This is a genomic window from Rhodococcus sp. LMD, from assembly GCF_056108245.1.
This window is the reverse complement of record NZ_CM148557.1, coordinates 292,163-316,514: the sequence shown is the minus strand read 5'-3', so window position 1 is coordinate 316,514 and position 24,352 is coordinate 292,163. Positions and strand designations below refer to the sequence as shown.

The window sequence follows — 24,352 nt, the reverse complement described above, 5'->3', positions numbered from 1 at the left end:
CGAGGAGTGATCACTCCTCGGGAGGGGTCGGCGCCTCCTCGATCTTCTCGCTCGCCCAGTTCGCCACCCACTGCGTCGCCGTCGTACCCGAATCGTCCACGACGAAGGTGTTGTACAGCGCGTGCACGGGGTTGTTCATGTACTCGAGCAACCGCGGCGCGCTGGCGAGCCAGTTGCCGGGATTGAGCGCATTCGGCGGGGCGTCGCAGATCCCGTCCGTCGGTGCACAGATGTCCACCACCTTGTCCTCGAGCTCGCCGAATCCACCCGGCCGCGCGCCGGTCATGGTGATCCCCGGCAGACGCAATCCGTTCAGCGACAGCTCGGCGCCGACACCCGCGACGGGCGGCCCGATCGTCTCGACCGTCCCCGGATCGCGACGGCCGTCGGCGATGAGCGCCACCCCGAGCACGCGGTCCGCCGGAACAGGCCCGTCACCGGCACCGATGCGCGACGCGACGTCACCCGCGATGACCGCGCCCTGCGAGAATCCGGTCAGCACGTAATTGGTCAGCGGGCACTCGGCGAACCGTCGCTCGAGGATGTCCTCGGTCGCCGCGGTGCCGGCCGTGCGGCTGTTGTTGTAGGACTGCTGACCGTCCGGCGGGAGCGCCACCGGATTCGAGAACTGGGCCACGTACGGAACGGTGTACACATCGGCACGCTGCGCGTCGAAGCGCTCCTGCAGCGGACGCGTGACGTTCAGCATCAGCGAGAGCGGATTGAACGTCGGGTTGTACGGATCGTCCCAGGCGGCCGACTCCCACGTGCCCGGCACCGCCACCACCTGGACGTCGGGGCACGAGGCCGGCTGCGCCTGGGGCTTCTCGGGCCCGAGCGGCCCCGGCGGCCCCGGCACCGGGAGCCGGCCCGCGAGGATGTACCACATCGCGAGCACGGCCGCCAGGACGACCAGGATCCCGAGTACGAGGATTCCCCGCCTCCGGCGTCGTTGCTTCGCTCGGGCCGTCATGGTTGCTGCTCCTAGCAGAAGGTGTCGCGGGCGACGGTGATGTAGACGTCGGCGGTCGTCGCGGCGTCGGCGTCGGAGATCTCCTTGCCGGCGGCCGTGGCCTCGCTGCCCACTGCGGCGGTGACGATCGTCTTGATCTCCTCGGGCGAGCTGCCCTGTGCGGTCGCGGCGCAGATGTAGTTGGCCGTGTTGATGGCGATACTGCCGTCGGCGGCGGGTTCCACGCCCCGCTCGCGCAACCCGTCCAGGAACGCCTGGCCGCGGTCGTCCACCGGCACCTCGGCCGGGCCCGGGAATCCGGGTTCGGTCTCCGGCTGCGCCGGGGGTGCGGTGGCGGCCTCGCCCGGACTGGTGGTGGCCGCGCCCTCGGGAGCGGTCGTCGTCGCCTTGGCGGCGGTGGTCTCGGCGGCGGATGTCGAGGTGGTCGCCGACACGGACGTCGACGGGGTGTTCGTCGCCGTGGAATCGTCGCTTCCGCAGGCGCCCAGGAGGGCGGTGGCGGCGAGCGCCGCGGCGCCGGCGCCCAGGACGCGGGTCAGGCTCGAACGGGTCCGTGCAGGCATGTGGTGGTGTCCTCGCATCCAATCGTCGGAAATGGGCAGTGCCCAGGCTACAGATGCGAACCGGGCGGTGACCGCGACCCGTGCGTCGCGGTCACCGCCCGATCCGGTGGTTGCGGGCCGCCGCGGCGGCACCGGAACTGCGGGTGACGATCCTAGGGGCGGACGGTGGCCACGTTGTCGACCACCGTGACGAATCCGCCCTGGAAGTTCTGCTGGACACCGCCGGGGATGGGGAACTCGTCGCCGATGGGGAAGCCGAGTCGACCGTTCTCGTAGCCGGCGCTCTTCCACGCGTCGAACACGGGCCCGTTGCGAACGGACCAGGCGCCGCTGAGCGGACTCCAGTAGATGTTGCCGCCCTCGAACTCGTTGAACCGGCCGCCGTCCTTGACGGGGATCTCGCTGGTCTTCGGGAATCCGAGCCAGCTGTTCTCGTAGCCGAGTTCGGCGTACTTGCCCATGATCATCCCCTGCACGGCGTGGGCGCCGAGCGGCTCGGTCCAGTAGAGGGCGCCGATCTCGAAGCCCTGCACCACTCCGGGCTTGTTCGGGGTGGCCACCTCGTCGGCCACCGGGTAGCCGAGCGGACCGCCCTCCCAGCCCTGGCGCGCCCACTCGTCACGGATGGCGCCGCGCACGGCGTGCGCCCCGGTCTGCGGGGTCCAGTAGATCGAGCCGTGCTGGAAGTGGTTGAACCGGCCGCGGCCGTCGGGGGTGCCACGTTCCTCGGTGGTCGGGTAGCCGAGCGGACCGGCCGGCCCCCCGGCGGCCTGGTAGGCCCCGCCGACGGCACCCGCCACCGGGCGGGCGCCGCCCTCGGTGGAGGAGAAGATCCGGCCGAAGCGGAAGTCCTGGACGCGCCCGCCCGCGACGGCGTACTCCGGTGTGAGGCAGTCGCCGATCCACGGGGCGGCGGCGTCGCCGATCGCGCCGGATGCGCTGCAGTTCGGCTTCGTGACCTCCACGCCGAGGGCGTTGGCGAGCTGCGGCCACAGCTGGTGCAGCTCGAATTCCCAGTACGGCCACGAATGGGTGCCCGACGGCCGGTAGACCACCTGCGCGGGGATGCCGACCTTGTTCAGTTTGGTGGCGAACGCCTGCGAGGTGAGCCGCGACAGGATCTCGAGGCCCATGCCGGCATAGTTCGTGCTCACGCCCGGGACACCCGACGGCTGGTCGTACGGTCCGGTGCTGCCGCTGCCGCTCGAGACGTACAGGCTCACGCCCTCGAGCTTGTCCGCGAGCAGGTAGGGATCGTGGGCGGCCCACTGCTCGCCGCCGGGGGTACCCCACATGGCCGACGAGTCGAAGCCGCCGGCGTCCTGCATCGCGTACTGGATCGCCTGCGGCATGCCGAGGGTCGTGGTGGTCAGGATGCCGGAGAGCGACCCCGCGAACTTGAAGAAGCCGGGGTTGCGCGCAGGCAGGAACATCGCGGCGGTGCCGCCCATCGACAGGCCGACGACGCCGCGCTCCTTCGTGGTGCGCCAGTTGCCCTCGAGGATCGGGGGAAGTTCCTTGGTGAGGAACGTCTCCCACTGGTAGTTGCGCCCGTTGTTCTGGTCCACCCAGTCGGCGTAGAAGCTGGACTGTCCGCCCACCGGCAGCACGACGTTGACGTTCTTGTCCGCGAAGAAGGCCTCGGCGTCCGTCTCGATCGTCCAGCCGTTCTCGTCGTCGCGGGCGCGCAGGCCGTCGAGCATGTAGACGGCGGGGAACCGCGCTTCCGGTTCGATGTTCCAGTCCCGGGCCAGCAGCAACTGCACCTGGATGGGCGTGCCCATCGCCGGCGAGTTCACCCACAGGGCCACGCGCCGGTCGGTCAGCCAGTCCACCCGCTGCACCGTCACCCCGGACGGGGCCTGCGCGGCGGTGGGCTCGCTGCGGTCCACCGGCACCGCGTACGCGGCACCGACGGCGAGGGTTCCGGCGACGAGCGGGGCGACGAGGGCTGCGGCGACCGCCCCGAGGACCCGCCGGCTCCGTCGTGCGGGCGGCACCGGCTGCCGGGCGCGCACGGTTCGACGTCCGCCAAGCACAGTTCGCATCGGCATCGCTCACTTTCTGCGTTGCTGGGGCGTCGACGGGCGACCGGGCCCCGCGTCTCGAAGACTGTTTCTACACGTGAACGGGCGCCGGGTGGGGGTGCCGCGCTGTGACGGCTGTGGTTTTTGTCAACTATCCGGGAAACGGCGCATGCCGCCCCTCGTCCCTCTCGGGTCGTGGGGCGGCATGCGGACCGTCAGTGTGTGCCGGGTGGTTCGGCGCGATCAGTAGGCGTTCAGTGCCTCGAGGATCTGGGGACGAGCCTTCCACAGCTCCTCTTCCCAGTACTTCCAGGAGTGCGTGCCGCGCGCCGGGAAGTCGAAGCGGGCCTGGATGCCGAGGGTGGCCAGCTTGATCTGGAAGGCACGGGTCTGGGCGAGGGCGAGCGCCTCGAGGCCCATGGCGTTGGCGGTGTTGTAGACACCCACCAGGCCCTGCGGGTTGTCGTGCTGACCGGGCAGGCCGCTGGCCGCCGAGATGTACATCGACAGGCCGGCGAGCTTCGGCGCGAACACGAACGGATCGTTGCGCAGCCAGGCCGGGCTCCACGGCGGGCCCCACATGGAGTCGACGTTGAAGCGGCCGGCGTCGAGCATCGCGACGCGGATGGCCTCACGCATGCCGGGAGCCGACAGGTTCAGGTATCCGGAGAGCGACGACGCGAACTTGAACTGGTCGCGGTGGTAGGCGGCCAGGGTCAGCGCGGCGCTACCGCCCATCGACAGGCCCAGGATGCCGTTGTTGCTGCGGGAGACGCCGCGGGTGGCGAGGTAGTCCGGCAGGTTCTCGGTCAGGAACGTCTCCCACTTGTAGGTGACGTCCTGGCCGTTGAGGTTGCTGGGCGCGTACCAGTCGGTGTAGAAGCTCGACTGGCCGCCGACCGGCATCACCAGGGTGACGTTGTCGTTGGCGAACTGGTCGCGCGCGTTGGTCTCGAAGCTCCACGCGTTCGCGTCGTCCCGGGCGCGCAGGCCGTCGAGCAGGTACAGCGCCGCGTCACCGCCGCGGGCGGCCCACTGGATCTGCACCTTGATCGGGCCCATGTCGGAGTCGACGAAGACTTCCTCGAACCCACCGGCCGGTGCCCGGTGCGAGATCGGGGTGGCGGCTGCGGGAGCGGCGAGCGCGGCGGTGCTTCCGGCGACGCCGGCGGCAACCGGCAGAACGAGGGCTGCGGCGCCCACGCCGAGCACGCGCCTGCGGAGGCGCTGCGACAACCTCGGGACAAAACGCATGAACAATGCTCTCTTTCTCGATCTGCGGCGTCCGCGTGCGCGTCCCCCGTCGGATACCGGCGGCGACGACCGAGCGGGCCGTCACAAGTCACACTGCGGTCAAGACTGTAAAGGACACCGTGGGCTCTGACAAACCCTTGGTAACCCAGGTCGACGAACCGTGTGTCGGCTTCGATATCGGCCCACACTGCCGATGCGTTACTCGTCCGTTATCGGCTGTGATCATACCGAGATAATTCCGGCGGTCTACTCCGGGCCGCCCGGAACGAAACGACGCCGGTGTGATTCGCAGCCCGGACGCCCGCGTTCAGCCCCCGTCACGTGGGGGCGGAAGCTCGAGGCCGCAGCGCTGGATCTCGTATTTCGGCACCCGGTCGAGTCGATAGTCCGCATATTCGAACGAATTGCGAAGATTGCGCTTGAACAGCGGCCAGGTCAATTCCGCGCGGGAGGACGCGAGCAGTTCCTGCGTCTGCGGACACGTCAGCGCCACCTGCGCCTGCGCCACCCAGTCCTCGTCCAGGTAGGCGGGCAGCCACGGGTGCACATCCACCATCCCCGTGTCGGCGACGACCCAGTCGGAGTAGAGCAGCTTGTCGTGCCCGATGCGCCCGTCCTCGAGCCGCTCGGTGTGCGCCGCCAACGGGTATGCGAGCCCCATCTGATCGAGCACCTGCACGTCGAGCCCGACGTTCATGCTGGTCATGCCGAGGTTGAGGAAGTACACGGTGTGGCCGGCACCGCCCGGCGGGACCGGTTCCGGCGGCGGGACGACGTCCCAGGCGTCGAACGACGGTGTCGGCAGCAGCAGGCCGCCGTCGGGGGTGTTCGAGATCGCCTCGACCATCGCCCGCATGCGCGGATAGTCGAGGTAGTCCTCGGCCCGGACGGGATGCAGATGGCCGGTGTTGAGGGCGTAGAACGCCCGCTCGTCGACGATCCCGGAACGGCCCACCACCGCCCCCTCGGGCATTCCGGTGGTGTTCGCCGCGATCGCCGACCACACCACCACACCGAGCCACAACGCGCCTGCCGCACCCGCGACGGCCGTCGTGCGAGTGCGGCCGATCTCGGTGGGAACACGCAACGGAATCACGGCGACGGGAACGAGCAGACAGAACAGCGGCGGTAGCAGCACCCGGCCGTGCATGAAATCACCGCCGACACGAAGGGCGTAGAGCGTGAGCAACACCCCGGCGCCGAGCATGAAGACGACCACGGCGGACGGAGTGCGCAACGCCCGCTGCGCGCGGACCGCGAACGAGGCTTCCGTGTGACGGATTTCACGTTTCGACGCACCCGGTGCGAGCGGTGTCCGGTCGCGCCACGCGAGCGCGGCACCGAGCAGCAGCAACAGCAACGGCAGCCACAACAGGTACGGGCTCACCAGGTTCCCGAGATACTCGAAGCCCTGCGACCACTTCGCGCCGCCCGCATCCTTGGCCACCGCAGTGTTCGGGTAGGGCAGCCCGTAGTAGCCCATCCGCCAGATCTGATAGGCCACCGGCACGGCACCGGCCACCGCCACCATCGCGATCCGCACCCGCCACGTGAGGCCCGCGGCGAGGAAGAGCATGAGCAGGGCCGGAAGCGCGAGAAGTGCCAGTTCGGGACGCACGAGCGGGCCGAGGCCGGCCACGAACGCCGTCGCCAGCACCGACGGCGCCGACGGGGTCCCCGGCGCCGTCGCCCACCGCACGAGCAGCAGCCACAACAGGGCGATCCAGCAGATCACCAGCCCGCTCTCGAGGCCGGAGGTGGCGAAGTCCCGCGCCGGGGGCACCGCGATGTAGACGAACATGCCGGCGGGAACCAGCAGGAAGGTGGCGCCGCCGCCGCCGCCCCGCAGCCGCCACCGGTACAGCCGGCCCGTGCCGAGCATCGCCAGCACCACCGCCGCGGTCGACAGCACGAGCGCCGTGGCCAGGACCACGTACTCGAGCCGCACCCCGGTGAGCCAGCCCATCGCGTACACGAGATACGTCCACAGGGTGGACGTGTTCGCCTCCACGCGGTCGCCGGCGTTGAACACCGGGCCGTTGCCGGCCAGCAGATTGCGCACGGTGCGCAGCACGATGAGGCCGTCGTCGGCGATCCAGCGGCGCTCCCACGCGCCCCAGAACATCAGCAGGGCCGCCAGCGCGACTCCACCGGAGAACACCGCGGTCGGCACCCACGGCCGCATGCCGTCCCGACGGGCCGGCCGGGCCCGGCGGGCCGGGGTGCCGAGATCCTCGTCGAGGTCAGAAGAGGTAGACAGCACCGCCGACCGCCCCGATCCAGGCCACCGCGAGGAGTTGCAGCACCCGGTCCTTCAGGGCGATCTCCTCCGGTTCGCCGGCCTCCCCGCCGTCCACGTCGACCGCGTACCGCAGGATCGCGATCACGAACGGAACCATCGAGATCGCGAACCAGTTGGTGTCGTTGGCCTGGTCGCGTTCGAACGCCCACAGGCCGTAGCAGATGACGACCGCCGTCGCCGACAACGTCCACACGAACCGCAGGTAGGTGCCCGTGTAGTACTCGAGCGACTTGCGGATCTTCGCGCCCGTCCGCTCCGCGAGACGCAGCTCCGCGTACCGCTTGCCCGCCGCCATGAACAGCGAACCGAACGCCATGATCAGCAGGAACCACTGCGACAGGAGGATCTCCGCGGCCACACCACCGGCGATCGCGCGGAGGAGGAACCCGGACGAGACGATGGCGATGTCCAGCACCGGCTGGTGCTTGAGCCCGAAGCAGTAGGCCAGCTGGACGATGATGTAGACGGCCATCACCACCGCGAGCTGCCAGTTCGCCAGGAACGACAGTGCGATCGAGCCGGCCAGCAGGACCACCGCCATGCCGTAGGCGAGGTTCACCGGCAGCACGCCGGCGGCGATCGGCCGGAACCGCTTGGTCGGGTGGGCGCGGTCGGCCTCGACGTCCATCGCGTCGTTGACCAGGTAGATGCCCGAGGCGGCCATGCAGAACACCACGAAGGCCAGGGCGACCGGGATCAGGACGTCCACCTCGGTCGCCGAGCCGGCCGCGAGCGGCGCCGCCAGCACCAGCACGTTCTTCACCCACTGCCGGGGGCGGACCGCCTTGACGATGCCCTCGGCCAGATTCTTCGGAGGTGCCGCGACGGCTACCGGTTCCTCGCTCATCTCTCTCCAAACTTCTTCTCGGCCCGCACGACGGCCGCGGCGGACGCGGCGCCGAGCGCAGCCCCCGCCAGCACGTCCGTCGGATAGTGGACGCCGAGCACGAGGCGGGACAGCAACATCGGCGGGACCAACACCGCCGGTAAGGGTAGCCCGGTCAGCCGGCCGAGCAGCACGGCAGCGGCCGTCGTCGAGGTGGCGTGCGAGGACGGGAAGCTGAGCCGGCTCGGCGTGGACACGTTGACCTGGACGGTGGGGTCCACGGGCCGCGGCCGCCGCACCACCCGCTTGACCACGATGGACGCGGCGTGCGCACCGACGGCGCCGACCGCGACACCGGCCCAGCGGCGCCGGCGCGGGCGGTCGACCAGTGCCCCGACACCGCCGATCACCGCCCAGCCGAAGGCGTGCTCACCGAAGTGCGACAACCCCCGGGCCGCCGCGAGCGCCCCGGGACGCGAACCGACCGTGGACTGCACGGCCTGCAGCACCTGGATCTCGGCCTCGGTGGTCGGCCATTCACGATTCGAAGACACGCTCCCACTCCTCCTTGCTCGTCAGGGCGGGAACCGCGGCCTGGTACTCGTCCTTCAACTCGGGGAACCTGCGGGCAAGCTCCCGGCGCAGCCGCACAGCCTCGGACAACAACGCCTGCGCCTGCCGCGGGTCGCGCTTACGGTAGACGACGCCGCGCCCGTCCGCGGTGGTCACGGTCACACCGTCGACCTGCGAGAGCAGGAACCAGCGGGCGTCGAGGGTGGGCACGTTCAGCTGCGGGCGCTCGTGGTGTTCCGGATGCGCCGGCCGCACGTTGTGCACCAGGCCCTTGGCGAGCCGCACCATCTTGCCGACGGCGCCGCGCGGCTCGCCGACCGCCCCGACCTCGGCACCCGACGGCAGCGGCAGCTCGGTCGACGACGGCAGCACCACGGCGTCGGAGAACCGCCTGCGCAGCGCGTGCACCTCCCCGAGCGCGGTGGGCAGCAGTTCGAACAGACGGTCCGGGCCGGCCAGGAAGTCCTCGATCGCCTTGTTCTGGATCGCCACCGTCGAGTACTCGAGGCACAGCAGGTGCTTGAGCGTGGCCTTGACGGTGTCGAGGACCAGGCCACGTCCGTCGCCCGGCATGTGCAGCGCCGCCACGACGAGACGGTTGCGCAGGTGGAAGTACGCCTGCCAGTCGATGGCGTCGTCCTTGTCGCTCCACGCCATGTGCCAGATCGCGACGCCCGGCATGGTGACGGTCGGGTAACCGGCGGCACGCGCCCGCAGCCCGTACTCGGCGTCGTCCCACTTGATGAACAGCGGCAGCGGCTGACCGATCTCCTCGGCCACCTGCCGCGGGATCATGCACATCCACCAGCCGTTGTAGTCGACGTCGATGCGCCGGTGCAGCAGCTTCGACTGCTCGCGGTCGCGCAGCGGCTTGGTGGAGAAGTCGTGGTCGTACTCGACGTTCGGCGCCGCCGTCCACATGAAGTTCGCCCGGTCGATCACCTCGCCCATCGTGTGCAGGTGGCTGCGTTCCTGGAGGTTGAGCATCTGACCGCCGACGAGCATCGGGCTCTTGGCGAACCGGGACAACGCGAGAGCGCGCAGGATCGAGTCGGGCTCGAGCTCGATGTCGTCGTCCATGAACAGGATGTACGGGCAGTCGGTCGTCTTCAGCGCCTCGTACATGATGCGGCTGTAACCGCCCGAGCCGCCGAGGTTGCCCTGGTCGTGGATGGCGAGCCGGTTGCCGAGCGCGGCCGCCGCCTCGGTGAAGCCGGGCTCGTCCCGAACCTTGCGGGTGCCCTGGTCCGGAATGATCACGGCGTCGACGACGTCGAGGACCAGCGGATCGGAGGCGAGGGCGACGAGGGCCTTCACGCAGTCCGTCGGGCGGTTGAAGGTGGGGATGCCCACGGCCACGGAGGCCTCGCCGGGCGCCTCGACCGGCGCGTACCACCCCGCCGAGCGCAATGTGACGTCGGAGTCGGTGGTGATGTCGAACCAGATCCAGCCGCCGTCCTCGAAGGGGCCGAGGTCGATCTCGAACTCGACCGTCGCGGCGTCGTGCGCGGCGGAGAACTCGCGGCCCTCGACGTGGATGCGGCTCGAGTCGGCCTTCGAGCGGTACACGTCGGCCCGGCCGTGCCCGGTGAGTTCGAGCCGCAGCACCACGGAGGTGAGGGTGCTCCAGCGTCGCCAGTAGCTCGCCGGGAAGGCGTTGAAGTAGGTGCACATCGACACCTCGGACTCGGCGCCGATGTTCAGCGACGTCCGGCCGACGGCGTGGGCGCGCCGCGCGTTGGTGGGCGATTCCTCCAGGTAGAGGGTGCGCACGTCGAGCGGTTCACCCGGACGCGGCAGGATCACCCGTTGCAGCAGCGCCTTGCCGAGCCGCTCGTCCACGGGTGCGTCGGGCTCGACGAGCAGGTGCCGGGCGCTCACGAGGCGTCCCCCGCCAGCGGGGTGCCCGATTCGAAGTACGGCGCGAGGGCGTTGTCGAACATGCTCAGGGCGCTCGCGATGGCCATGTGCATGTCGAGGTACTGGTAGGTGCCGAGCCGGCCGCCGAACAGCACCTTGTTCTCCGTGGCCTCCCGCTTGGCCCGCTCCCGGTAGGCCGTCAGCTTGGCGCGGTCCTCCGGGGTGTTGATCGGGTAGTACGGCTCGTCGTCGTTGCCGGCGAAGCGCGAGTACTCGCGCATGATCACGGTCTTGTCGGCGGGGTAGCTGTCCCGCTCGGGGTGGAAGTGCCGGAACTCGTGGATGCGGGTGTAGGGCACGTCGGCGTCGTTGTAGTTCATCACCGGGGTGCCCTGGAAGTCCGCGGTGGGCAGCACCTCGGTCTCGAAGTCGAGGGTGCGCCAGCCGAGCCGGCCCTCGGAGTAGTCGAAGTAGCGGTCGAGCGGGCCGGTGTAGACCACCGGGGCCTCGGGGCTCGCGGCGCGGATCTCGTCGCGCACCTCGAACCAGTCGGTGTCGAGCCGCACCTCGATCTTCTCGTCCTTCGCCATGTTCTCGAGCCACGCGGTGTAGCCGTCGACGGGCAGGCCCTCGTAGGTGTCGTTGAAGTACCGGTTGTCGAAGGTGTAGCGGACCGGCAACCGGGTGATGTTGCCGGCGGGCAGTTCCTTCGGGTCGGTCTGCCACTGCTTGGCGGTGTAGTCGCGCACGAACGCCTCGTAGAGCGGCCGGCCGATCAGGGAGATGGCCTTCTCCTCGAGGTTCTGCGCCTGTGCGGTGTCGATCTCGGCGGCCTGCTCCCTGATCAGGGCCCGGGCTTCCTCCGGGCTGAAGTACCGGCCGAAGAACTGGGACACCAGCCCCAGCCCCATGGGGAACTGGTAGGCCTGGCCCTTGTGCATCGCGAACACGCGGTGCTGGTAGTTCGTGAAGTCGGTGAACCGGTTCACGTAGTCCCACACCCGCTTGTTGGAGGTGTGGAAGAGGTGGGCACCGTACTTGTGGATCTCGATGCCCGTCTCGGGTTCGGGCTCGGAGTAGGCGTTGCCGCCGAGGTGGTGGCGGCGCTCGACGACGAGCACGCGTTTGCCGAGTTGCGTGGCGGCACGCTCGGCGATCGTCAGTCCGAAGAACCCGGAGCCGACGACGATCAGGTCGTACTCACCGGTGGCAGGCTGGGGCGAGGGTGCAGCGGTCACGGAAGACCAGGGTAGGCGACCCGCGCGCCCGTGCGCGTTTCCGGTAGCGGGAGCGACCGGAAACACACACGGGTCAGGCGAGGTGGGCCCGCAGGGCAGACCGGACGAACGTCGCACCGTCCGGGCCGCCGTAGTTCGCGGCGAACCGCTCGTCGGCGACGTACATGTCGGCCAGGCCCAGGACGTAGTCCCGGTTCGGCTGCGCCCCGTACCCGGGGGTGCCGGGGATGCTGCCGAGCCACGCGATGTGGCGACGGGCCAGGTCCTGTCCTTCCGGGCCGGCGGGGTCGAGGCCGGCGGCCGCGGCGGCCGTCCAGTCCGCGCCCAGGCGGGCGGCGACGGTCTTCCAGTCCGCCCGCTCGTCGTCGCTCATGCCCCGCCACCAGCGGTCGCTGCTCTCGTAGGCGTCCTCGCCCCAGCGTTCGATCACCTCGTCGCGGTACTGCGTGTGGTCGAACCCGTCGAACACTTCGTCCGCCATCAGTTCCTCACCTCTCTCTGTTCTGCGGATGGTGGTGCGCACCGACTCGATCTGCCGGGCCAGCCGCCGCTGCTCGTGCTCGAGCAGTTCCAGGTGCACGCGCAGCGCCGCGGTGGCGTCGCGGTGTCCCTCGAGCACCTCCGCGATGGCGGGCAGGCTCAGGCCCAGGTCACGCAGCAGCAGGATGCGCTGCAGCCGGACCAGGGCGTCGGCGTCGTAGAACCGCATGCCGCCCGGGCCGGTGCGGCTGGGCTCGAGCACGCCGACGTCGCCGTAGTGACGCAGCGTGCGGCTGGTGACTCCGGCCGCGCGGGCCAGTTCCTGGATGGACCATTCGCCCTTCATTCGCGGGCCTCTCTCGTCGGGTATCCCCAGGATGCGTCTTGACGCTGCGTCAACGTCAAGCGCGTTCGGGTCCCGTTCGTCCGGATCCCCGCCTACGGTTTCCCTGATGCTCCGGCCGGAAGGAAAGACGGTATGACGCTGATCAGCGGACTGCCCGCCCACCCCCTGCTCGTGCACGGGGTCGTCGTTCTGGTGCCCCTGGTGTCGCTGGGACTGGTCCTGTGCGCGCTGTGGCCGGCCGCGCGGCGACGCCTGCTGTGGCCGGTCGTGGTGCTCGCGGCCGCGGCGCTGGTCCTGACCCCGATCACCGCCGAGACCGGCGAGCAGCTCGCCGGTGTCCTGGGCCCGTCCCCGCTGATCGAGACGCACGAGGAACTCGGCGAGACGATGACCCTCGTCGTCGCGCTGTTGTTCGCCGCGACGATGCTGCTCGCGGGTGCGCACGTGCTGCGCGGCCGCGACGACGGCGGCGGGCGACGAGCCCTGATCGTCGTCGCGGCCGTGCTGGCCGTCGTCGCCGCGGCGGGTGCGACGGTGCAGACCGTCCGGGTCGGCGAGTCCGGCGCCGAGGCCGTGTGGACCGGACGGCTGCCGTAGCGACAGTGCGTCAGACCGCTGCCGGTGCCCCTGTGTCCGGCGCCGCTGCGTCCGGCGCCGCTGCGTCCGGCGCCGCTGCGTCCGGGGCCGCGACCGGGGTGCGTGCCGGTCGCAGCAGCAACAGCGCCACCGCGGCCAGGACGACCACGCCGGCGACGGCGAAGTACAGCTGCGCCGGTGACCAGCCCGCGTCGAGCAGCATGCCCGCGGCGGTGGGGGCGAGGATCGCGCCGGCGCGGCCGACGCCGATGGCCCAGCCGACGCCGGTGCTGCGCACCCGTGGGCCGTAGAGGGACGGAGCGAGGGTGTACAGACCGGCGATGCAGCCGTTGATCAGACCGCCGATCACGATTCCCAGCGCGAACGCGACGGCGAGCACCGAGATCGAGGCGATGAACACGGCCATGGCCGCAGCCGACAGGCCGGTGAAGGTGATCAGGACGGACCGAGTCGACCACCGGCTGGCCAGGACGCCGAACAGCACGGAGCCGGCCGTGCCGCCGAGGGTGAGCATCATGCCGGCGGTCGCGCTCTGATCCTTGGTCAGACCGGCCGTCTCGAGCAGCGACGGGGTCCAGGAATTGACGAAGTAGAAGCCGAACATGGTGGTGAAGAACGCCGCCCACAGCAGGAGGGTCGGACGGGCGCGGCTTCCGGTGAAGAGGTCCGCGATGCGGCCGGCCCCCGCCCCGGCGTCGCGGCTGGAGCCGTCGAGCGAGTGGATCGGGTCCTGGCCGATACGACGGGCGATCCGGTTGATCGACGCGAGGTCGCCGTCTCGGCCGCGGGCCCCGAGGAACTCGATCGATTCCGGCAGCAGCGCGGCCAGCAGCACCAGCACCGTTCCGGTCAGCACCGCACCGACGACGAACACTGCCCGCCAACCGTATTCGGTCTGCAGGCCCACCGCGGCCAATCCGCCGAGAGTGGCACCGACGCCGTACCCGGCGGTGTAGATGCTGATGGCCAGGCCGCGCCACCGCGCCGAGGAGTATTCGCTGGCGATGACGGTGGTGCAGGCGAGCACTCCGCCGATGCCGAGACCGGTGAGCACACGCCAGGTACCGAGCTGCCATGCCGATCCTGCGGTGGCGGACAGCGCCATTCCGGCGGTGGCGAGTGCGACCGACAGGAGGATGAGCGGCCGGCGGCCGATCCGGTCGGCGACCGGGGCGAGGGTGATCGCGCCTACGGCCATGCCGATCAACCCGGCGCTGAGGAGCACACCGATCGCCGAGCCGCCGAGCGCGAAGTCGGCGCCGATGCTCTTGGCCGTGAAGGCCAGGGCCATGACGTCGTAGCCGTCGAGGATGTTGAGCACCACACACAGGGCGACGATCAGCCACTGGTAGGGGCGCATCGGCGACGTGTCGATGCGAGCACGAAGGTCCATGCCGAATTCCTTTGAGGGAGGGTGTATCCGATGACCAGGCCGTCAGCGGACGGCGAGGGTGACGGTGCCGGGCACGGCGGGGGCGCCGGGACGGCGCACCACTCGCGACACGCAGGCACACAACTTCGTCGCGGCCGCCTTCTGCTCTTCGCTGTAGAAGACGTCACGGTGGTCGACGGCGCCGTCGACCGCGGCGATGCCGACCTGGCACAGACCGCATTCGCCCTTGCGGCAGTCGAACATCATGTCGACGCCGGCGCGTTCGAGTGCGTCGAGCAGGGACTCGTCGGTTCCGACGGTGGTTTCGACGCCGAGGTCGGGAACCTTGACGGCGAACTCCTCGGCGTCGAACCAGCCGCTGTTGCCGAAGGTTTCGTACCTGAGGTTCGGCAGGGGCAGCTCGCGGTCCACCCAGGCGCGACGGACCGCGTCCATCAGCCGGATCGGCCCGCACATGTACAACTCGGTGTGCGCATCGACGCCGTCGACCAGGGTGCCGACGTCGAGGCCGGTGCCTTCGTCGTCGAGGTGCAGTTCGAGCCGGTCTCCGTGGAGCGCGGCCAGTTCGGAGAGGAAGGCCGCCGCCGAGCGGGTGCGGGCGACGTAGACGAGACGGTAGTCGGCGCCGACCCGCTTCAGCGCCGTGCCCATCGCGGAGATCGCCGTGATGCCGATACCACCGGCGAGCAGGACGTAGCGCCGCGCGCCGATCCGCAAGGGGAAGTTCTGCAGCGGTGCGGTGACGTCGAGTTCGTCGCCGGGGCGCAGCGCGTGCATGAATCGCGATCCGCCCCGCGAGGTCGGGGACAGGTGCACACCGAGGGTGACGGTCCGGCCGTCGGCGCCGGCGGAGACGACGGTGCCGGCGGTGCCGGTGGAGACGACGGAGTAGGACCGCACCTCGCCGGTGTCGAGGCGCACGTCGACGTGGGATCCCGGTTCCGCTCGGACCGGTGTGTCGAGGGCGAGGACGATCCGGGCGATCGCGTCGGCCGCAGGGTCGGTCGAGACGACACGGCCGCGCTGCCAGGAGGGCTGGTTGAAGGCACTCATCTCAGCGCACCGCCTCGGGGATCGAGGTGCCGGCGGCGACGATCCGTTCGGCCTCGATCATGCGCTGGATGATCCTGCGCACCCACATGCCGCCGGCGTCGATGTTGAGGTTGTAGAACTCGTGGCCGGGGTTCGCCTCGATCGCCTTCTGCTGGGCGGTGAGCATCGCCTCGTCCTCCCCGAAGACTCCGTGGACGCCGTCGCGGGTCTGGGTGGTGATCAGCTGGCTGTCGAGGCAGTAGTTGCGCATGAACGCCCAGAAGTAGAGCGCGGTCTTCTCGTCGACCGGGGAGATGGTGTTCATCACGAATCCGTTGACGCCCTGGCTGCGGTCCCCCTCGGGGGCGCCGGTGCCGGCCTTGGCGACACCGACGTCGATGCGGATGGTCGACGGCGCCTGGAACTCGATGATCTGCCAGCGGTCGACCTTGCCGCTGAAGCCGGGGAACTTGTCGCGCATGTTCTTCTGCCAGAACGGGGGCGCGTCGATGTCGAGCATCCACCGGGTGACGGTGACGGTGCGGTCGTCGTGGGTGACGGTGAAATCGGACTCGCTGAGTTCGTCCTGCCCGATCGACGACGAGTGCACGAACTCCTCGTGGGTGAGGTCCATGAGGTTGTCGAGCACGAGCTGGTAGTTGGCCTGCACGTCGATGGTGCGTCCGTCGCCGGCCCAGTCGGGTGAATCCATCTGGAACATGTCGGGGATGGTGTCGGGGTCGGCGAGCATCGGATCCCCGGGCCACACCCACACGAAGCGGTGCCGCTCGACGACCGGGTACGAGGCCACCATCGCGGACGGGTTGATCGTCTGCTGGGCGGGCATGTGGGTGCACCGGCCGGCGGAGTTGAACTGCAGGCCGTGGTAGGGGCACCGGATTCCGTCGGCGCCGACGAGGGTGCCCATCGAGAGCGGGGCGAGGCGGTGCCAGCACGCGTCGGCGAGGGCCACCGGCCGGCCGTCCTCGGTGCGGTAGAGCGCGAGCGGCTTGCCCGCGATGGTGCGGGCCAGGATCTCGCGTCTGCCGACCTCGTGGTCCCAGGCCGCGACGTACCAGGCGTCGAGCGGGTAGGCCATGTTCTTCGCGGTCGCCCCGGCGGGCCCCAGATCGGTCATGTCGTTCCTTCGGGAAGATCGGCGAGACTACCTATCGACATAGATAGTCGGTGACGTGAACCACACACTAACTATCGATATAGTGGTTGGCAAGACCGGTCCCCGAAACGAGAGGTGAGGACGAGATGAGCCTCCGCTATGCCCTGCTGGCGCTGCTCACGGCCGAACCCCTCACCGGGTACGACGCCGCCAAACGCTTCGGCGGCTCCGTCGGTTTCGTCTGGCACGCCCCCGACTCGCAGATCTATCCCGAACTCCGCCGGATGGAGAAGGAAGGCCTGATCGAAGGCGAGCAGGTCCGCTGGGGGCCGAACAGCACCAAGACCCGCTACTCGATCACCGACGACGGCATCCGCGCCTTCCGGGACTGGATGAACGCCCCGGTGGACTACGGGCCGATCCGCGACGCCCCGCACATGCGAGCGGCCTACTTCGAGTGGGCCGACCCCGACCGCGTCCGCGAGAACCTACAGCGGCACATCGACTACTACACCGAACAGCGGGCCCGATGGGCCGCGATGCGCGCCTCGATCCTCGACGCCTCCCACCCCACCATCGCCACCCGCATCGAGAAATACCCCGCGCAGGAACACGAACGGATCATCGCCTACAAGGCATTCGCCTACCAGGGACTCGTCGACCGTGCGACCGCCGAGATCGAATGGGCGCGCGACGGCCTGGATCTCGTGGACAAGCTGTCCCCTCCGTCGCCCTGATCCCGGCCACGGCGGAACGTCGCGGGGTGCAGGCACCGCCGCGGATGCGACGCCTGCGGCGATCGGGAGGTTCCGCGGGCGTTCACCGCGGCGCCCGGCGTCGTTGGCGCGCCCGTCGCCGCGGTCCGGCTCACTGAGACCGGTGCGCATCGTTCAGCTCGCCAACTTCTACGGGCCCCGGTCCGGCGGCCTGCGCACCGCCCTGCACCAGTGGGGCGGCGGGTACGTCGCGCGCGGGCACGACGTCGCACTGGTGGTGCCCGGCGCCCGGCGCGGCGAGGAACTGCTCGGGAACGGGGTCCTGCGGATCACCGTTCCGGCGCCGGTCGTGCCGTGGACCGGCGGATACCGGGTGGCCGACCCGCGACGCGTCGCGGACGTGCTGCGCGGCCTGCGGCCCGACGCGGTGGAGGTGTCGGACCGGCTGACCCTGCGCGGGTTCGGGCGATGGGCGCGACGGCGCGACGTCCGCAGCGTCGTCGTCTCCCACGAGCGGCTCGATCGCCTGCTCGGCCAGGCGCTGCCGGCACCGGCCGCACGCCGGGCCGCCGACCTGGCCAACCGCCGGATGGCTGCGGACTACGACACGGTGGTGTGCACGACGGAGTTCGCGGGTGCGGAGTTCACCCGCATCGGGACGCCGAACCTCGTGCGGGTGCCGCTCGGCGTCGACCTCGACCGCTTCCATCCCGCCCGTCGCGATCGGGGCCTGCGCGAGCGGTTCGTACCGGGCTCGGTGCGGCTGCTGCTGCACTGCGGCCGGCTGTCCGTCGAGAAGAAGGTCGAGCGCAGCATCGACGCGACCCGGTTGCTGCGTCGTCGCGGGCACGACGTGCACCTCGTCGTCGCCGGCGACGGGCCGAGACGACATGCCTTGGAACACAGAGCCAGAGGGCTCCCGGTGACGTTCACCGGGTACATCGGGGACGCCCGCCGGCTCGCCGCGCTGTTCGCCACCGCCGACGTGTCGCTGGCCCCGGGCCCGCACGAGACGTTCTGCCTGTCGGCGCTCGAATCGCTCGCGGCCGGCACGCCGGTGGTGGCGTCGCGCTCGTCGGCGTTGACGGAGATCCTCACACCCGAGTGCGGCGCCCTGTCGGCCGACCGCGGAACGGCGTTCGCCGAGGCGGTCGACGAGATACTCCGCGGCCCCGACGACGTCCTGCGCCGCTCCGCCCGTCGTCGCGCCGAGCAGTTCGGCTGGGCGGCATCGGTCGACGGGATGCTCGCGGTACTCGGCGCCTCCGGATAGCGGTTCACCGACGCGGGGCTCCCGGCCGAATGTCACATCGCGTCGATCGGATCGACCCGATGTGACATTCGGCCACGAAACCAGGTGCTACTCGGCGCTTCCCGTCCCGGGCAGCCACTCGCGCATGATGCTCGAGTCGATCACCTGCGCGCCGAGGTCGGGGGTCCAGACGATGATGCCGCCGGTGAAGACGCGGAACTTGCCGCGTTCGTCGGGCAGCATCAGCTCCGGTCCGACCGGGGTGCCCAGGGCCCCGTCGTGCCCGCCGAGCTCGAGGTACTTCTCCTCGATGGGCGAGCCATGACCGGTCTCGAAGGGTTCGTCGCCGACCTCGGGACCGGGCTCGGGCGCGGGAGTGGACGGCGGAACCGCGGCCTCCGCACCCTCCTGGACGGTGAACCAGTCGGAGCGCAGCCCCAGTTTGGCGCGCGCCTCGGCACCCGTGGTCTCGACCGTGCGGTCGGCACCGACGATGCGGACGTGGGTGACGCGGCCGCCGTCGGCCCCGAGGTTGTTGCGGCCGACGATCTCGAACGCCTGCAGTTCGCCGACCCCGAAGGCCGTGCCGATCTCCCCCGCGGTCATCGTCTCGGCCCACTGCCGGTTGGGAGCGACGGCGTCCCCGAGGTCCTCCACGGAGGGGAAGGTGCCACCGGCCGAGTAGCCGCCCGTCGAGGCCGAGAACTCGCTGGCGACGACCTTGCCGTCCTTCATCAGGACGGTGCCGCGGGTCGAGTTCACCGCCTCGTTCGTGCGGGGGTCCTCCTTACTCGACCCCGCATACACCTGGCAGTTCTGGCTGTCGCACGTCTGCCACAGCGGCGAGCGGTTCTCCGCCGCCGCGTAGGAGCGGGCGGCGATGGCCTGCGCGCGCAGCGCCTCGGCCCCGCCGGTGTCGGCCCAGCTGGGCAGCGACTCGGCCGGGACGACGCTGAGCAGGTAGTCCTCCATCGACAGCCGATTGACGGTGCGCGGCGCCGCGCCGTCGAGGACGACACCGAGCGAGCCCCGGTAGGGGGCGCTGTTGCCGCAGAGCTTGAGGTGTTCGGCGACGGGCCGGCCCTCACCCATGTCGACGGGGTCGACCCACGGAAGGTCGGCGCGCCCCTGCCACAGCACCTCGCCGGAACAGCCGGCGGTGACGACGACGTCCGCTCCCCCGTCCGCGGTGGGCGTCAGGTGGGCGGCCTCCCCGGGCCCGGTCTGCCGGCCGGCGACGGTCATCCCGGTGTCTGAGTAGACGTCGAGGGGCGCGTCGTCCTGCCCGACGAGCCGGACCGCGATCATGGTGTTCTCGGGCAGAGCCCCCAGGGTGGTGCCGCCGTAGTAGTGGCCGAGGATGCGATCGGCGGACCAGCCGTGCTGGGAGGCGTAGCCGTAGGCGCCCCACTGGCCCATGCCGCGACCGTGACCGTGACCGAAGCCCACGAAGGTGAACGGGGTGTCGGCGGCGACGGCCTGCGCCACGTCGGGTTCGGCGGTGCGCACGTGCATCACCCCGCCGATCGCCGCGCCGATGAGCAGCGCAGGGGCGAGGCCGATCGCCGCGGCGCGGGCCGTGGCGGGCCGCCAGCCGTTGCGGAGGGGGTGTCCGACGACGAGACGCCGCCGGCGATGGGTCCGGCGGATGGACATTCGTGGCATGCGCTGCACTCCCTCGTTCTCGCACCGTGTGCCGCCCGGACGCAGGTCCGCGCGTATCGGACATTCGAGACGGATCCTCAAGCTCAGGTTGAGGCTTAAGGTTGTCTGCGACTAGTGTGGCAAGAGTGACTGAATGAAGCAACAACAGCCACAGCAGTAACACCAGAATCACAAGTTGCACACGATTCTCGGCCGTTCCGCACTTCGGGTCGTCCGGATGACGGAGGATTCGGTTCGATTCGAGCCGGCTCCTCGGCCTCGGCCGAGCGCCGCCCGGCCGCCGAGGACCGCCGCGAACACCGACAGGGAGAAGCACCGTGCCGCATCGCCGACCGAAGCCGTCGATCGTCCTGGGTGCCGTCGCCGCCCTGGCCGTCGCCAGCCCATTCGCCGTCTACGGCGTCACGAGCACCACATCGGACGTCCGCACCACCAACGAGTCCGTCCCCACCGTCGTACCGCCCGAGATCGCGGAGGTCGTGCTCGCATCCGTGCCCGACATCGTGATCCCGATCCACGAACTCACCGGTCTGAACCTGCCCGACCTGAGCCTGAGGGAACTCGCCGCGGGGCTGCCGGAGATCGCCGCGCCCGCCCCGTCGACCACCCCGGCGCCGGCCCCCGCGGCCGCGGACGTCGTCGACCGCATCGGAGCGACCGTCAAGCAGCTCACCAGGGACGCCCCGTTCAGCATGATCGCGCTGGCGGCCAAGGACGTCGCCGACACCGACGCGCGCATCCGGGCCCAGCGGGAGGACGGCAGCTGGGGGCCGTGGACGGCCACCGAACCGATCGACACGAGCCGCGACGACCAGACGCCCGACGAGCGGGCTGGCACCGAACCGATCTACGTCGGCGCCACGAAGGTCGTGCAGGTCCTGCTCACCCCGCGCCCGAAACCTGAACCGACACTCGCCGGCGCCGAGATCCCCGCGCCGGCCCCGGCACCCGCACCGGCCCCCGCTCCCGCCCAGCCGGAGCTGGGCTATGCGCCCGCGTCGTCGTCACGGCCCCTGCACGCCCAGGAACCCGCCGCCACCGAGGACGTCAGCGCCGTGCTCATCGACCCGGGGTCGAGCAGCGCCGACGCCGCGCTCGACGACATCGCCGGTCCGGTCGGAGGGTCCGGGCCGAAGGTGATCACCCGAGCGCAGTGGGGTGCCGACGAGTCCATCCGCTGTCAGGACGCCACCTACGACGACTCGCTCGGCGGAGCCACCGTGCACCACACCGCCGGCAGCAACGACTACTCCAAGGCCGAATCGGCGGAGATCGTGCGCGCCATCTACGCCTACCACGCGCAGACCCTGGGTTGGTGCGACGTCGGCTACAACGTGCTCGTCGACCGATACGGGCAGATCTTCGAGGGCCGCGCCGGCGGCCTGGACAAGCCCGTGCAGGGCGCGCACGCCGGCGGCTTCAACGAGAACACCGTCGGCATCGCGATGATGGGCGACTTCTCCAACGTCGAGCCTCCGAAGGCCGCGGTCGACGCGGTGGGCCGCTTCCTCGGCTGGCGGCTCGCGAAGGCGGGGCTCGACCCCGAGGGCGAGACCACCATGTACTCGGAGGGCACGTCCTTCACCCCGTACCCGCAGGGCGCGGCCGTCGACCTGCCGATCATCTTCGCGCACCGCGACGTCGGCAACACCAGCTGCCCCGGCGACTCCGGCTACGCGAAGATGGACGAGATCCGCGACATCGCCGCGGCCACCGCCGCCGGACAGAGCACCACGCCGTCCGAGCCCAGCGACGACTCGTCCGACCTCGTCACCGACAACCCGCGCGCACAGGTGCCCGACGTCGACGCGGGGGCTCCGGCCACCGGCTCGGCGGACCGCCTGCCAGACACCGGCTCGGCGGACCGCCTGCCAGACACCGGCTCGGCCGAGAAGGTCGCGGACCTCGTCGGCGAGCTGATCCGGCTCACCGACAACTCGCCGCTGGCCCAGAAGTGGATCGCCGAGGGCGGCGAGACCGGCCGTCTGGGGGCCGCTGTGTCCGGCATCCTGCCCGCCAAGGCAGGGTACGAACGCGCCGAGTTCGTCAACGGCGCCATCTACACCTCGCCGAACGGTGGTGTGTGGACGGTGCTCGGCGAGATCTACAAGACGTGGCAGCGCAGCGGCCTCGACGCGGGTGAACTCGGCCTGCCGACCAGCGACGAGTACCGCGTCCCGGACGGCTGGCGCTCGGACTTCGAGTTCGGCTCGCTGATCTTCAACGAGCTCACCGGCGCGGTGACGAAGGTGCTGCGCGCCTACAACGACGCGTACGAACAGGCACAGGCCCCGGCCGCCGCGCCGGCCCCCGAGGCCCCGGCACCGGCACCGGCACCGGAAGCGCCGGCCCCCGCTCCGGCGCCCTGACCGATCGATCCGTCACCGCCACCAGCGCTCGAGGATGCGGGCCACCCCGTCCTCGGTGTTGGTGGCGGTGACCTCGTCCGCGGCCGCCTTCGCGTCCGGATGCGCGTTCTCCACCGCGACCCCGTGCCGCGCCATCGACAACATCGGAATGTCGTTGGGCATGTCCCCGAACGCGACGATCCCGTCGGCGGCCACCCCGAGGTGTTCGGCCATCAGATGCAGGCCCGACGCCTTGGTCACCCCGGAGGCGGAGATCTCGATCAGGCCGTTGTCCGTGGAATAGGTGACGTCCACCATGCCGCACAGCCGCGGAGCCAGCGCCTCGGCCATCTCGTGGCTCGTCGCCGACGCCAACCGGATCAGCAGCTTCACCGCCGGCTCGGCGATCACCTCGTGGTCGGCGAGCTCGGTGTTGTCCGGATTCAGCCACGCATGCTCGTAGCCGGGGGCGCTGACGAACTGCGGTGTCGCGGCGTCGTGGGCGCTCGCCCCGATCCGCTCGGCGGCCAGACCGCAGCCGGGCAGCACACTGTTGGCGACGTCGGCGACCCAGGCCAGTTCGTCCGCGGACAGCACGGCGGCGCTGAGAACGCGGTCGGCGGCACTGTCGTAGAGCACCGCACCGTTGGCACACACCGCCAGGGGCGCGAAGCCGAGTTGCTCGACCACCGGCGGGATCCATCGCGGGGGACGACCGGTGGCCAGGACGAACGGCGTCCCGGAGGACACCACGGCCTGTACTGCCGCGCGGGTCCGGTCCGAGACGCGCTCCTCGTCGTCGATGAGGGTGCCGTCGACGTCGGTGGCAACCAGGCTCGGCAGATCTCGTCTCACTTCGCCATTGTGCCGGTCCGCCGCGGCGCGGCGCATCCGGGAGTCACCGCGCCGTAGGGCCGTCACCCGTCGGTGCCGGCATCCTTCTGCGCGCGGCGGGCCTTGCGTGCGGCGGTGTCGGCGTCGTCGAGCGCGGTGGCCTCCGCGAGCGTCGGAGCGGTGCCGCCGAGCCGCACGGGCACCCAGTAGGCACCGGGCTCGTGCACGTAGCTGCTCTGCAACTCCCGCAGCATGCTTTCCATCCTGCTGTGCAACTCCGCAGTCAGCTCCGACGCCGACTCGTACGGCCGGATGGGCTCGCCCACCGCGATGGAGATGGGCGTCTTCGTGCGGCCGAGCCGCTTCGGGTGGCCCTTGGTCCACACCCGCTGCGACCCCCACAGGACGACCGGGATGATCGGGACGTTCGCCTCGATCGCCATCCGCGCGGCACCGGTCTTGAAGCCCTTGATCTCGAAGCTGCGGCTGATCGTGGCCTCGGGGAACACGCCGACCAGCTCACCGGCCCGCAACGCGTCGACGGCGGCGCGGTAGGAGTCGGCGCCGTCGGCCCGGTCGACGGGGATGTGCTTCATCGCCCGCATCAGGGGACCGGAGATCTTGTGGTCGAAGACCTCCTTCTTCGCCATGAACCGGATGTAGCGCTTGGAGGTGCGGGCGGGCAGGCCCGCGTAGGTGAAGTCCATGTAGCCGACGTGGTTCATGGCGATCACCGCGCCACCGACGGCGGGGATGTTCTCGGCGCCGGTGACGGTGAACTTCAGTCCCTGCGCGGCGAAGACGGTCCGGGCGAGGCCGATGACGGTCCGGTAGAAGGGTTCCACAGTCGGTCAGAGTAGCCGGATCGGCGCCCGCGGGCTTCGCCCGATGTCCGCGGGCCCGCCCGATTCGGGATCAACGGCCCGTATCCGGCCCGGGTTCACCGCCTGGGCGAG

At 70.6% G+C, this 24,352-nt stretch carries 20 protein-coding genes; 4 read left to right on the top strand and 16 right to left on the bottom strand.

The window, feature by feature from the left end:
- Nucleotides 1-10 precede the first annotated feature (10 nt).
- The 10 genes from ACWPQI_RS01450 to ACWPQI_RS01405 all read right to left on the bottom strand — a co-directional run bounded on the left by ACWPQI_RS01450 (nucleotide 11) and on the right by ACWPQI_RS01405 (nucleotide 12,442).
- Nucleotides 11-973, bottom strand: coding sequence for a cutinase family protein (locus ACWPQI_RS01450; RefSeq protein ID WP_003937156.1), 963 nt, complete (start codon nucleotides 971-973; stop codon nucleotides 11-13).
- An 11-nt stretch (nucleotides 974-984) separates the two neighbouring features.
- Complete coding sequence (locus ACWPQI_RS01445) at nucleotides 985-1,536, bottom strand: DUF732 domain-containing protein (RefSeq protein ID WP_010596188.1); 552 nt, start codon at nucleotides 1,534-1,536, stop codon at nucleotides 985-987.
- A gap of 152 nt (nucleotides 1,537-1,688) precedes the next feature.
- Complete coding sequence (locus tag ACWPQI_RS01440; RefSeq protein ID WP_263623498.1) at nucleotides 1,689-3,584, bottom strand: alpha/beta hydrolase-fold protein; 1,896 nt, start codon at nucleotides 3,582-3,584, stop codon at nucleotides 1,689-1,691.
- A 222-nt stretch (nucleotides 3,585-3,806) separates the two neighbouring features.
- Nucleotides 3,807-4,817 carry an alpha/beta hydrolase gene (locus ACWPQI_RS01435; protein WP_029540191.1) on the bottom strand — a complete coding sequence of 337 codons (1,011 nt, stop codon included), beginning with the start codon at nucleotides 4,815-4,817 and terminating at the stop codon, nucleotides 3,807-3,809.
- Nucleotides 4,818-5,124: 307 nt separating this feature from the next.
- The gene (locus ACWPQI_RS01430) at nucleotides 5,125-7,002 is read right to left on the bottom strand and encodes an arabinofuranosyltransferase AftB family protein (RefSeq protein ID WP_474738865.1); all 1,878 of its coding nucleotides are present in this window, start codon (nucleotides 7,000-7,002) and stop codon (nucleotides 5,125-5,127) included.
- 58 nt (nucleotides 7,003-7,060) lie between these two features.
- Complete coding sequence (locus tag ACWPQI_RS01425) at nucleotides 7,061-7,966, bottom strand: decaprenyl-phosphate phosphoribosyltransferase (RefSeq protein ID WP_119699316.1); 906 nt, start codon at nucleotides 7,964-7,966, stop codon at nucleotides 7,061-7,063.
- Nucleotides 7,963-8,499, bottom strand: a complete 537-nt coding sequence (locus tag ACWPQI_RS01420) for a phosphatase PAP2 family protein (protein WP_017681171.1) — start codon at nucleotides 8,497-8,499, stop codon at nucleotides 7,963-7,965. The genes ACWPQI_RS01425 and ACWPQI_RS01420 overlap by 4 nt, the downstream gene beginning before the upstream one ends.
- A complete protein-coding gene (locus ACWPQI_RS01415) occupies nucleotides 8,483-10,399 on the bottom strand; it encodes a glycosyltransferase (protein WP_064066435.1) in 1,917 nt (638 codons plus the stop codon). The genes ACWPQI_RS01420 and ACWPQI_RS01415 overlap by 17 nt, the downstream gene beginning before the upstream one ends.
- Nucleotides 10,396-11,616, bottom strand: coding sequence for a UDP-galactopyranose mutase (gene glf, locus ACWPQI_RS01410; protein ID WP_040271476.1), 1,221 nt, complete (start codon nucleotides 11,614-11,616; stop codon nucleotides 10,396-10,398). The genes ACWPQI_RS01415 and glf overlap by 4 nt, the downstream gene beginning before the upstream one ends.
- 73 nt (nucleotides 11,617-11,689) lie before the next feature.
- Entirely contained in the window at nucleotides 11,690-12,442 is a 753-nt protein-coding gene (locus ACWPQI_RS01405; protein ID WP_064066436.1) for a MerR family transcriptional regulator, read from the bottom strand.
- A gap of 132 nt (nucleotides 12,443-12,574) precedes the next feature.
- On the opposite strand from ACWPQI_RS01405, the gene ACWPQI_RS01400 reads away from it, so the two are divergent.
- Nucleotides 12,575-13,039 carry a DUF2231 domain-containing protein gene (locus ACWPQI_RS01400; protein ID WP_040271474.1) on the top strand — a complete coding sequence of 155 codons (465 nt, stop codon included), beginning with the start codon at nucleotides 12,575-12,577 and terminating at the stop codon, nucleotides 13,037-13,039.
- Nucleotides 13,040-13,049: 10 nt separating this feature from the next.
- Here the strand turns inward: ACWPQI_RS01400 and ACWPQI_RS01395 are convergent, their stop codons facing one another.
- Genes ACWPQI_RS01395 through ACWPQI_RS01385 form a run of 3 tightly spaced genes read right to left on the bottom strand, consistent with a single transcriptional unit; the run spans nucleotide 13,050 to nucleotide 16,602 of the window.
- On the bottom strand, nucleotides 13,050-14,432 hold the full coding sequence (locus tag ACWPQI_RS01395; RefSeq protein WP_237211182.1) for an MFS transporter: 1,383 nt from the start codon (nucleotides 14,430-14,432) through the stop codon (nucleotides 13,050-13,052).
- Nucleotides 14,433-14,474: 42 nt separating this feature from the next.
- Nucleotides 14,475-15,485, bottom strand: coding sequence for a PDR/VanB family oxidoreductase (locus ACWPQI_RS01390; RefSeq protein ID WP_474738611.1), 1,011 nt, complete (start codon nucleotides 15,483-15,485; stop codon nucleotides 14,475-14,477).
- 1 nt (nucleotide 15,486) lies between these two features.
- A complete protein-coding gene (locus ACWPQI_RS01385; RefSeq protein WP_010596200.1) occupies nucleotides 15,487-16,602 on the bottom strand; it encodes an aromatic ring-hydroxylating dioxygenase subunit alpha in 1,116 nt (371 codons plus the stop codon).
- Between the two features lie 125 nt (nucleotides 16,603-16,727).
- Between ACWPQI_RS01385 and ACWPQI_RS01380 the strand changes: the two genes are divergently transcribed.
- Complete coding sequence (locus tag ACWPQI_RS01380) at nucleotides 16,728-17,318, top strand: PadR family transcriptional regulator (protein WP_010596201.1); 591 nt, start codon at nucleotides 16,728-16,730, stop codon at nucleotides 17,316-17,318.
- 142 nt (nucleotides 17,319-17,460) lie between these two features.
- Nucleotides 17,461-18,570, top strand: coding sequence for a glycosyltransferase (locus ACWPQI_RS01375; protein ID WP_010596202.1), 1,110 nt, complete (start codon nucleotides 17,461-17,463; stop codon nucleotides 18,568-18,570).
- Between the two features lie 87 nt (nucleotides 18,571-18,657).
- Here the strand turns inward: ACWPQI_RS01375 and ACWPQI_RS01370 are convergent, their stop codons facing one another.
- The gene (locus ACWPQI_RS01370) at nucleotides 18,658-20,205 is read right to left on the bottom strand and encodes a SpoIID/LytB domain-containing protein (RefSeq protein ID WP_017681162.1); all 1,548 of its coding nucleotides are present in this window, start codon (nucleotides 20,203-20,205) and stop codon (nucleotides 18,658-18,660) included.
- Nucleotides 20,206-20,531: 326 nt separating this feature from the next.
- On the opposite strand from ACWPQI_RS01370, the gene ACWPQI_RS01365 reads away from it, so the two are divergent.
- On the top strand, nucleotides 20,532-22,583 hold the full coding sequence (locus tag ACWPQI_RS01365) for an N-acetylmuramoyl-L-alanine amidase (RefSeq protein ID WP_099528120.1): 2,052 nt from the start codon (nucleotides 20,532-20,534) through the stop codon (nucleotides 22,581-22,583).
- 12 nt (nucleotides 22,584-22,595) lie between these two features.
- Here the strand turns inward: ACWPQI_RS01365 and ACWPQI_RS01360 are convergent, their stop codons facing one another.
- On the bottom strand, nucleotides 22,596-23,417 hold the full coding sequence (locus ACWPQI_RS01360; protein WP_010596206.1) for a Cof-type HAD-IIB family hydrolase: 822 nt from the start codon (nucleotides 23,415-23,417) through the stop codon (nucleotides 22,596-22,598).
- Between the two features lie 62 nt (nucleotides 23,418-23,479).
- Nucleotides 23,480-24,241: a lysophospholipid acyltransferase family protein gene (locus ACWPQI_RS01355; RefSeq protein WP_010596207.1), complete on the bottom strand. Its 762-nt coding sequence runs from the start codon at nucleotides 24,239-24,241 to the stop codon at nucleotides 23,480-23,482.
- Nucleotides 24,242-24,352: the final 111 nt, after the last annotated feature.